The sequence below is a fragment of the Shewanella sp. GutDb-MelDb genome (assembly GCF_002836075.1).
Lineage (GTDB): Bacteria > Pseudomonadota > Gammaproteobacteria > Enterobacterales > Shewanellaceae > Shewanella.
The window spans coordinates 1-9,308 of the sequence record NZ_PJBM01000195.1 but is presented as its reverse complement, the minus strand read 5'-3'; the positions used below and the strand labels follow the sequence as shown (position 1 = coordinate 9,308).

7 protein-coding genes are annotated in these 9,308 nt (G+C 43.3%); 4 read left to right on the top strand and 3 right to left on the bottom strand.

Going from position 1 to position 9,308, the window contains the following annotated elements:
- Positions 1-649: 649 nt before the first annotated feature.
- Positions 650-916 carry a DUF3081 family protein gene (locus CXF82_RS09760; RefSeq protein ID WP_102044101.1) on the bottom strand — a complete coding sequence of 89 codons (267 nt, stop codon included), beginning with the start codon at positions 914-916 and terminating at the stop codon, positions 650-652.
- Positions 917-1,265: 349 nt separating this feature from the next.
- A complete protein-coding gene (locus CXF82_RS09755; protein WP_101093202.1) occupies positions 1,266-1,514 on the bottom strand; it encodes a DUF3297 family protein in 249 nt (82 codons plus the stop codon).
- Between the two features lie 490 nt (positions 1,515-2,004).
- On the opposite strand from CXF82_RS09755, the gene CXF82_RS09750 reads away from it, so the two are divergent.
- Complete coding sequence (locus tag CXF82_RS09750) at positions 2,005-3,438, top strand: glutathione synthase (RefSeq protein WP_102044100.1); 1,434 nt, start codon at positions 2,005-2,007, stop codon at positions 3,436-3,438.
- 140 nt (positions 3,439-3,578) lie between these two features.
- On the top strand, positions 3,579-4,013 hold the full coding sequence (locus CXF82_RS09745; protein ID WP_101093206.1) for a deoxycytidylate deaminase: 435 nt from the start codon (positions 3,579-3,581) through the stop codon (positions 4,011-4,013).
- A 69-nt stretch (positions 4,014-4,082) separates the two neighbouring features.
- Here the strand turns inward: CXF82_RS09745 and CXF82_RS09740 are convergent, their stop codons facing one another.
- A complete protein-coding gene (locus tag CXF82_RS09740) occupies positions 4,083-4,748 on the bottom strand; it encodes an SDR family oxidoreductase (RefSeq protein ID WP_101093209.1) in 666 nt (221 codons plus the stop codon).
- 358 nt (positions 4,749-5,106) lie between these two features.
- Here CXF82_RS09740 and CXF82_RS09735 point away from each other — a divergent pair, with 358 nt between their 5' ends.
- Positions 5,107-7,041, top strand: coding sequence for a B12-binding domain-containing radical SAM protein (locus tag CXF82_RS09735; RefSeq protein ID WP_101093213.1), 1,935 nt, complete (start codon positions 5,107-5,109; stop codon positions 7,039-7,041).
- A 575-nt stretch (positions 7,042-7,616) separates the two neighbouring features.
- The gene (locus tag CXF82_RS09730) at positions 7,617-8,894 is read left to right on the top strand and encodes an outer membrane protein transport protein (protein ID WP_308303108.1); all 1,278 of its coding nucleotides are present in this window, start codon (positions 7,617-7,619) and stop codon (positions 8,892-8,894) included.
- The last annotated feature ends 414 nt before the right edge of the window (positions 8,895-9,308 follow it).

Sequence of the window (9,308 nt, the reverse complement as noted above, 5' to 3'; positions counted from 1 at the left end):
AAAAAAAAAAAAAAAAAAAAAAAAAAAAAAAAAAAAAAAAAAAAAAAAAAAAAAAAAAAAAAAATAAAAAAAAAAAGAAGAAGAGGGAAAAAGAGATAGGAGAAAGTAAAGTGGGAAAGGAGATGTGTAAAAGAGAAAGTCAATGAGGAGTGAAACAGGATGATTTAGACTTAATAAAATCGATAAAACAACATCATATTTGACCAGAATAACTATGGCTGAACAGATTGTTTACATGAACAAACTCTCCAACCTCGCAGATACTTGGGCTGCTTGATGCTCACTTCAACATAGGTAAGGTAGCGATTGGATAGAAAGCAATATATGCCACTCCATTGGTAATCAAAATAGAAGTTTGACTCGCTAAGATTAATGTTTTCAAGTCTGTTTTTTGAATATCTAAGATCGTTATCTGAGGTGATAATGCTCCAAGTATTATTAGCTGCGCCGTTACCAAATTTAAAAATAGCCGCTGACTCATCGGCAAGCTTACCTTAAGCGCAACCAAGGTCTTTATTGGGCTCGATAGTCGTCACCGTAGTGGGCTTTATTACTGTTATTTTTGGCTTGGATTGCTGCAAGAGCTCAGGTGGAGTCACTACTGCACTTTTTTGATAAACACCAGCAACAGGCAGCGGTAAACAGAGAACTAACCCACTATTGAGTTCGAGCTTAAACGCCTAAAAATCCCCATCACTAACGAATTAAAGTCATTATAGACAATACGATCTTGGTACTCGTAAGAAAAGCGTCCGTGAAACATCAGCGTCATCACTAAATCGCGATAGCCCAAGTAACAGGTATAGCCATCAATATCATGCCAAGCTGTTAGTCCATCTAAATGGTATTTGTCATCATGCTTCTTCCCCTTTGAAAGCACATGATTAAAGACGAAAAGGTGTTGCGATAAAGACATAAATCCCTCCTTTAAACGTATATTCCCGCTTTGATTAGTAACAGGTACAACCCACAATCAAACTCGCTGATTGCTAGTTTAATACGTATAAAAACCTGTAATGGTTCAAAGCGATATTGATGCATCTTTTTATATCAGACGAGTAGCTCTCATATTTGGGCCTGCGTAAAGCGCCACGACTTTAATACCATAATCACTTTCACCACCATCCTTGGCGATCACGGATAAATACATCCATGTATAAAAAAAGCGAATCCTTAGATTCGCTTTTTCATTTGCAGACATGAGTGACCAATGATCATTAAGTTTTACTCAATGAAGGTTACTCTGAGACATCTATGTCAGCTACTTACTTATAGAAGGCTTCAACGGTGCCTTTTGCCGTCACCATCAACGGTTGGCCACGACGGTCTAATGCTTTGTGTGTCGGCACTTTAACCCAACCTTCACTGATGCAATATTCTTCAACATCAAAACGCTCTTTGCCGTTAAGCATAATGCCAATGTCGTGATCGAAAATTGCTGCCACGTGATGTGGGCTACGAGGGTTAACGGAAAGGCGATCAGGTAAAGCTGGTTTTGATGTAGTGTCAGTCATGGTCTGGCCTGTAATGAAAAGTGGTTATCAATAAATCGTGCGCCATTGTAGGCAATACAGACCTTATGCTCAAGTGCGGCCGTCATAAATGTTAGTGCACTCCCCCTCACTTATCTAGACATTAGCTAGAAAAGGATTATCTTTGCCGCTCGTTAAAAAAAACTACGGATAGCTTCGAGCTTCTCAAGCAGGATTCGCAATAGTGGGTTCCCACCCCGTATATGCAAGCTGTGCATATAACGATGACTCAGCATCTCAAGCCAGCATAAAAGGGACAATGAGTTGTTATGGTACCTCGCTCGCATTTCATTTCGGCTTTTGCCGAAATAAGTTGACAGATTATAAATTCAATCTTATATTTCCATTTAAATAGAAATATTTTATGGTTCACATTTCAAGCCTAAGAGAAGTCATATGGCTATCATTGATTTGGCGCGTTGTTCTATCTACTAAGTTTACTTAATTAATAAAACCTGCACAGGAAAGCATCATGATTGACAGCATTTCAATACACGCCTCACAAGATGCAATAGAGTGGGGGCTAACTCATGGTATGGTGCTAAAAAACACCCCTTATTCCGCGACTCATACGGCATTTAGCTTTACACCGACAAGCATTAGCCGAGAGAGATATGCTCATTTGACTGCTTCAGTTAACTTACTGGGCAAGTTGGTGCACTTTGCATCTGAAAATCATGCATTTTTACACCAAGCCATATCTCCAATAACAAGCGGTGATCCATTTTTCAATGCATTGCTTCTTATGCATAAGCAAATCCATGACTCCCCAAGCAGTGCAAAAAGATTACCCCTGTTGCTTATGCGCAGTGATTTTATGGACGATACAACTGATGGCCCTAGGCTCATTGAATTCAATGGTATTGCTGCTGGTATGGGCCCTTTTGGTCAGAAAGTACATCAACTACATAAATACTTGCAGCTGCAATCAGCACAAGCCTACTCAAAGTGGGGACGCTTAGACGCTGAACTCGTCGACAACCCTGCAATTGAAAGACTCTCACTTGGGATAGCAACCGCAGCGCAGAAGATAAAATCAGAGTTTGACGATGCTGGACCCGCTGTATTTTTAATGGTGGTACAAGCAGATGAAGATAATGTATTTGATCAGCATTTACTTGAACACGCCTTACAAGCCAAAGGCATTAGAACCGTAAGAAGAACATTCCGACAGTTACACGGTAAGTTATCAACGGGCGTTAATGATCGGCTGATTTTAGAAGATGTCGGGGCAATTGATACCATTTATCTCCGAGCAGGTTACCAATATTGCGACTATCAAGCACATGACTTAATCAGCAAGGTTTGTTGTGATGCGCTAATGCAAACTCGTATCTTTATCGAAAAACATCGCGTAGCGGTTAACGCAACCGTAAGCCAGCAACTCGCCACCAGCAAGCGTGTACAAATGTTGCTGTCCTCTATGACGCCCAAAGAGCTCACTGCCTTTGGTTTATCCGTTGATGAAGCCATGGTTGTCAGTGAGCTACTCGGAGAAATGGTGCCTATCACCGAGAAGTCTGCCACTTGGATAAAGCAAAGGCCGACAGATGAATGGGTCCTTAAAAACCAAGGAGAAGGCGGAGGACACTGTATTTTTGGCGACGATATCCATCAAAAATTATTAACGCTACAGCCTAATGAGTATCAGGCTTGGTCATTGATGCGCCGTCTACACCCAGCTCCAAGATCTGCTCCAGCTTTGACGATACGTAAAGGTGAGTTGCTGCAGATCGATGATTTGATCAGTGAGATTGGCATGTTCACTGTGCATATAGATGGTATACCCGCTACAACTGAGCAAGGTTATGCCGGCTATTTGATCCGAAGTAAATCGGCACGCGCAACTGAAGGTGGCGTCCATAGCGGTATGGGAGTATTAGATTCGCTGGCTTTTAGTGATTAGTCATCATGGGAGCCCAAGTTATTTATTTAAAGTTTACCTAAAGCTAATTGACTAGAGGTTGATTTATCATTGTTCTCCATAGAGAATGGCAGCTCGTTTTCGTAGTTTATTCCGCAGTATAGATCAGGAGTTAGTGTTAGATGATGACAAAATGGGCTACACGTTTTTTACAGATGGCCGAGCTCGTTGCATCTTGGAGTAAAGACCCCTCCACTCAAGTTGGGGCAGTGATCACCGAAGAGAACCGGATTGTCTCATTAGGTTACAACGGCTACCCTAATGGGATCTCCGATAGTGCCGAAACCGACAACCGTGAGATGAAGCTCCTAAAAACCCTTCATGCAGAAGAGAATGCCATTCTCTTTGCTAAGCGTGATCTCAGCAGCTGCGAGATCTGGGTGACTCACTTCCCCTGCCCTAACTGCGCTGCAAAGATAATCCAAACTGGCTTAAGCACAGTCCATAGCCCGCAACCAAGCACTGACTTTCTGTCACGCTGGGGAGAGAAGATTAAGATAAGCGAAGATATGTTCAAACAAGCTGGCGTTAAAGTTGATTGGATGCAGGTAGGATAATAAGCAGGGTCAGTTTCTGACCCACTTATTGAATCTAAAATAACGGCTATCCCGCATTTATAATCAATCTTACCAAGGTAATATCTGGCCGTTTGAATGCCTAAATACACCGGACTGACTCATATCAAGCTGCTCAATTAGGCCAACAATGCGACTGGCCGAATCTGTTGCTGAAATATCTCCACCGTGATTAACCATATCTGTTTGCACATAACCAGGATGATAAATACCAACAGCCACCTCTTTAGGGGCTAAGTCATGGCTTAACGACATTGATGCCGCATTTAAAGCGGCTTTCGACATACGATAACCATAACGGCCACCAGAAGTATTATCTTCAATTGACCCCATTCTCGAGGTGATCATCGCCACCTTAGCACCGCGAGTTAACTGCTGCTGAAGCGCTTCAACCACACGCAGAGGTGCAATGGCATTGACTTCAAACTGGGCACGAATGGTATCAAGGTTTAAGTTTGCTAAATTCTCATCCCGTAATATGCCAGCGTTACACACCAACACATCAATCTGTATATGAGTTAATGCTTGCTTCATATTGGCAATACCAGCATCCGTTGCCACATCAATATCTGTTACCACGTTCACCTTTAAAGCAGATAACGCGGCTGATGATGTACGACATAAAGCAAAAACACTTTGACCTTGAGCGGCATAGAGGGTTGCTAACGCTAAACCTATACCGCGATTAGCACCGGTTATGACGACAGTTTGAGACATGTTTGCTCCTACAAGCTAAATTGATGAATAGAAATATCTCATTATAGCTTTAGCCGCACAACTAGCATTGGCAATGGCTCACACTTTGTCGCCGTTTACGCAGTAAATGTTCGCAACTTAGAGCAGGCTGCACTCTTTTTAACTCAGTGGCTTTTAAAGGAATCGCCATTATTTCAACCATCCGCTTTGAAGTTGATTCGCTCAGGCAGCTATTAAACCTGCAGTTTGAAGTAGAACCTATATAGTTCATTTGCTAGAATCCCCCCCTATTTTATGGCAACTGTATTTACTGCCACACTCAGGTGTCACGGATCAGTTTCGCACTGAGTATTCAGGTTTTACTATTTAAAGGCAGGCTATGACCGTTCTTCTTATGACTCCACCGATGACCCAGCTGAATACGCCCTATCCGGCAACTGCGTATTTAACGGGTTTTTTACGCTCTCGAGGTTATGAAGCGGTTCAGCGAGATCCTGCTATTGAGCTTTTTCTAGAAATGATGACAGCGCCTGCGCTGGAGATTATTCGTCAGCATGTGGAAGAAAACTTCGACCACTTTGAAGAAGATGAGTTGCCTGATGTTATTTCTACCTTCCTGGCTGAATTTGATCGCTACCACCTAACAGTTGAGTCAGCTATTCGATTTTTGCAGGGCAAAGATCCAAGTCTGGCACTGCGTATTAACTCGCGTCGTTTTTTACCAGAAGGTCCAGCGTTTGACGCGATTGCTCAAATGGAAGCGGTATCTGGCGATGTGTTGCAAGCGGCCTTTGGCAATCTAGGTGTACAAGATAAAGCCAAATATCTAGCAACGCTGTTCATTAATGATCTGTCGAACGTGATTACTCAGGGGGTTGATCCCTACTTTGAAGTGAGCCGTTATGGCGAGAAATTAGCGGCGGCCAACCCCAGCTTTGACAATCTCTACGATACCTTGATGGGCGAACCGAGTTTCAGCTCGGAAATTTTAGAACAATTGGTTGAGCTGTATCTGGAAGAAACACAGCCTAGCGTGGTCGCATTAACCGTGCCCTTCCCCGGCAATATGCTCGGCGCCTTACGTATTGCGCAAACCTGTAAAGCCATCAATCCAGAGATCCCCATCATCATCGGTGGTGGTTTTATCAATACCGAGCTGCGTGCGCTGAAAGACCCACGTGTATTTGAGTTTATCGATTTTATCTGTCTGGATGACGGCGAACGCCCTTTTATAACACTGCTGGAATACTTTGAAGGCAAGCGTGAAGTCGATGAGCTGGTGCGAACTTACTTCCTCGCAGAGGATGAAAATGGCCAGCCATACGTACACTTCAATGAAAATGCAGAGCTGCAGGATATTCCACAAACCGAAGTCGGTGCGCCAATATACGATGGCCTACCATTGGGAGACTACCTGTCTTTATGTGAAATGCTCAATCCTATGCACCGCATTTGGAGCGATGGACGCTGGAATAAACTGACCATAGCGCATGGCTGTTACTGGCGTAAATGTAGCTTCTGCGATGTCAGTCTGGACTATATCGACCGCTTTGACGCCGCAGGGGCCGACGTGTTGGTGGATAGAATCGAACAACTCATTGAAGAAACCGGAGAGACAGGTTTCCATTTCGTCGATGAAGCCCTACCGCCAAAGCTTTTGTTTACGTTTGCAAAACGGCTAATCGAACGTGGCGTAGTGATCAGTTGGTGGGGCAATATCCGTTTTGAGAGGACGTTTAGCGAAGCGCGTTGTCAGTTGTTAGCGGATTCCGGTTGTATCGCTGTTAGCGGCGGTCTTGAGGTAGCATCAGATCGTCTATTGAAACTGATGAAAAAAGGCGTGAGTGTTGAGCGAGTCGCCCAGGTAACCAAAGCCTTCAGTGATGCAGGTATATTGGTTCACGCCTATTTGATGTATGGCTTTCCAACACAAACCGAACAAGAGACCATCGACTCGCTGGAAATGGTACGTCAGATGATGAATCAAGGTTGCTTCCAGTCCGCCTACTGGCACCGTTTTGTGGCCACGATCCACAGTCCTATTGGCATTAACCCTGAGAAATTTGGCATTACGCTAGCTGAGCGCCCTGAGATCTTATTCGCTGAAAACGATGTGGACTTCACCGATCCAACCGGCACAGATCATGAAATGCTTGGCGAAGGGCTGCGTAAGGCGATCTATAATTATATGCACGGTATTGGCTTTGAACAGCCGATGAGCTTCTGGTTTACACAGCCTGTTACACCAACTCTGATGAAAAAAGATCTGGTATCAAGAGCCGTTAGCAATCTAATTTCCAGCAATGAAGAATAATCTGCTCGCTTAAAAAGCGTCAGCGTCAGCTGAATATCCATAGATTGTATCTATAAAATAGGCCACTTTCTTGCTGCAGAAGAAAGTGGCCTTTTATTAGCGACAAAAGGACTCATTCCGTTTCCGCAGTTAACCGGGTCAGAGTAAAATGTAGCTGTATATATAACCCCGATATTGAACATGGGTGACCATGTTATTTAGACATAATAATAAGCTAACTTCAGTACAACATAGTCTAGGCAATCACATCTATTTGAAAGTCCAGTTCAGCATTTATATCTCTCACTCAGAGAGGTCATTCTAGCTTCAGCCTCGTTTCCTCAAACATCTAAAATTGAATATTTGAAGTATAAACAAGACTCAAAACATCAACCCGCGGTTATTTGCTGCCATTGTATTTGTTTTCTAAAATAAGACATTGATTTCATTAATTACTCTTATATTCACATACTATCTGCGTCCTATTTAAACGTCGGCCTGCATGGCTGCGTTTATTCAGTCAAGGCAAGTACGATAAACCAAATTCGATAAGCTCGGAAAGAGCAGGATCCAAAGGATAGTAAACTATGAGGGAGATGAGTCGATTGAATAAGAAGGTTATTATTGGCGCAGCGATATTGTTTTCACAACAGGCATATTGCGCTGGCTTTCAGCTAAATGCGCAATCAAACGCAGGCCTGGGACGCGCATTTGCCGGAGATGCGGTCATTGCAGATAACGCGTCCTCTATGTCGCGTAATCCCGCCACTATGGCACTGTTTAATGAGCCCGCTTTGTCAGTAGGTTTCATCAGCATCACTTCCATGATCGAAGTCAAAGATGCGCTTTATAGCCGAGAGTTATATAGCCAAGGGGCTCTCGTCGATAGCTCGGTTCAATCAGCAAACTATGATGATGCTGGCGACATGGCTATCGCTCCTAACATTCACTTTATCATGCCAGTCAATGACCGGTTTGCTTGGGGCATTAACGCGTATTCCAACTTTGGTACTAAAACAGAATATAGTGATGATTACATTGCTGGTGAGTTTGGTGGCCAGAGTGAAGTTAAGAGTTACAATCTTGGTTTATCCGCCTCTTATCGGATTAATGAGCATCTTAGCCTTGGGGCTGGGCTGGATATCATTGCCAGTACAGGTAAGCTCAAAAGGAGTTTACAGCCAACAGACACTAATCTACTGACTGTCGATGCTAAAGGTTGGGGGCTGGGGTTTAATCTGGGGGCTGTGTATGAGCTCGATGATAATAACCGCTTTGGTTTGTCTTATCGTTATAGCCCTACAATAGAAACTGAGGGCGATGTCGATTACGCGGGTTATATGGCCGAGTCCGGCCCTATCGACGATACACTACCGATCCCGCTGCCAAGCATGGTTGAATTTTCAGGTTTCCATCATCTCGAAAATACTAATATCGCGCTACATTATAGTATTCAATGGATAGGTTGGAGCGTGTTTGAAAGTCTGGATGCCGATACCAGTGGCACACTGAATAATTATGAGTGGAAAGATGGTTGGCACTACGCTATTGGTGCGACTTACTACCTGAATAATACTTGGACCCTTAGAGCTGGTTATCTATACGATGTCAGTGCACAAGATCAATTTACCTCTATTTCGGTGCCGGATTCCGATAGACAATTTTTCTCAACTGGTTTTACATATCAGTTAACGCAAAACTCCAATATGGATTTTGGGTTTACTTATGTATTAGGCCAAGATGTGAGTGTGGTGGAATCAAAACCTATGATCCCGATAGATATCGCCAGCGGTACCTATTTGGCCACAAACCTTACGGCAACGAGTCATGCCAATGCCATGATGGTCGGATTGCAATATAACCGTACTTTTTAGACTCGTGGGTTAAAACAGAGCTAACACAGCGCTTAGAAAACAGCTGAAAATATGCCTTTCAGGATCCTGACGGGCATATTTACTTATAATTCACTGACTATCACTAGAACCTCAAAATTTTTACCAAACATATTCCGTTAACAAACTGTTGAGTCAATAACATCCCTTTAAAACCTTTGTGCCGTTGAATAATCCCCTCTTTATCTGACTATCTTTTTGGCTCTATCAGCAACTACTTTTAACACTCGCTACAAGTGGTTACTCATCACAGCATAGGCGCAGACATCAATGGTAAAGATGGTCGCCAATTCTAACACCGCGAAGCAACCCACTTACGCCGATGCTCGAAATCATCAGCCGCCCTGGCATCTATTCCACATAGAAGAGCTTTACGTACCACTCTTGAGTACTACC

Bases quoted from the DNA above. Each gene is read 5' to 3' on its own strand.
- CXF82_RS09760 (WP_102044101.1), bottom strand. From the start codon at position 916: ATGTCTTTATCGCAACACCTTTTCGTCTTTAATCATGTGCTTTCAAAG.
- CXF82_RS09755 (WP_101093202.1), bottom strand. From the start codon at position 1,514: ATGACTGACACTACATCAAAACCAGCTTTACCTGATCGCCTTTCCGTT.
- CXF82_RS09750 (WP_102044100.1), top strand. From the start codon at position 2,005: ATGATTGACAGCATTTCAATACACGCCTCACAAGATGCAATAGAGTGG.
- CXF82_RS09745 (WP_101093206.1), top strand. From the start codon at position 3,579: ATGATGACAAAATGGGCTACACGTTTTTTACAGATGGCCGAGCTCGTT.
- CXF82_RS09740 (WP_101093209.1), bottom strand. From the start codon at position 4,748: ATGTCTCAAACTGTCGTCATAACCGGTGCTAATCGCGGTATAGGTTTA.
- CXF82_RS09735 (WP_101093213.1), top strand. From the start codon at position 5,107: ATGACCGTTCTTCTTATGACTCCACCGATGACCCAGCTGAATACGCCC.
- CXF82_RS09730 (WP_308303108.1), top strand. From the start codon at position 7,617: ATGAGTCGATTGAATAAGAAGGTTATTATTGGCGCAGCGATATTGTTT.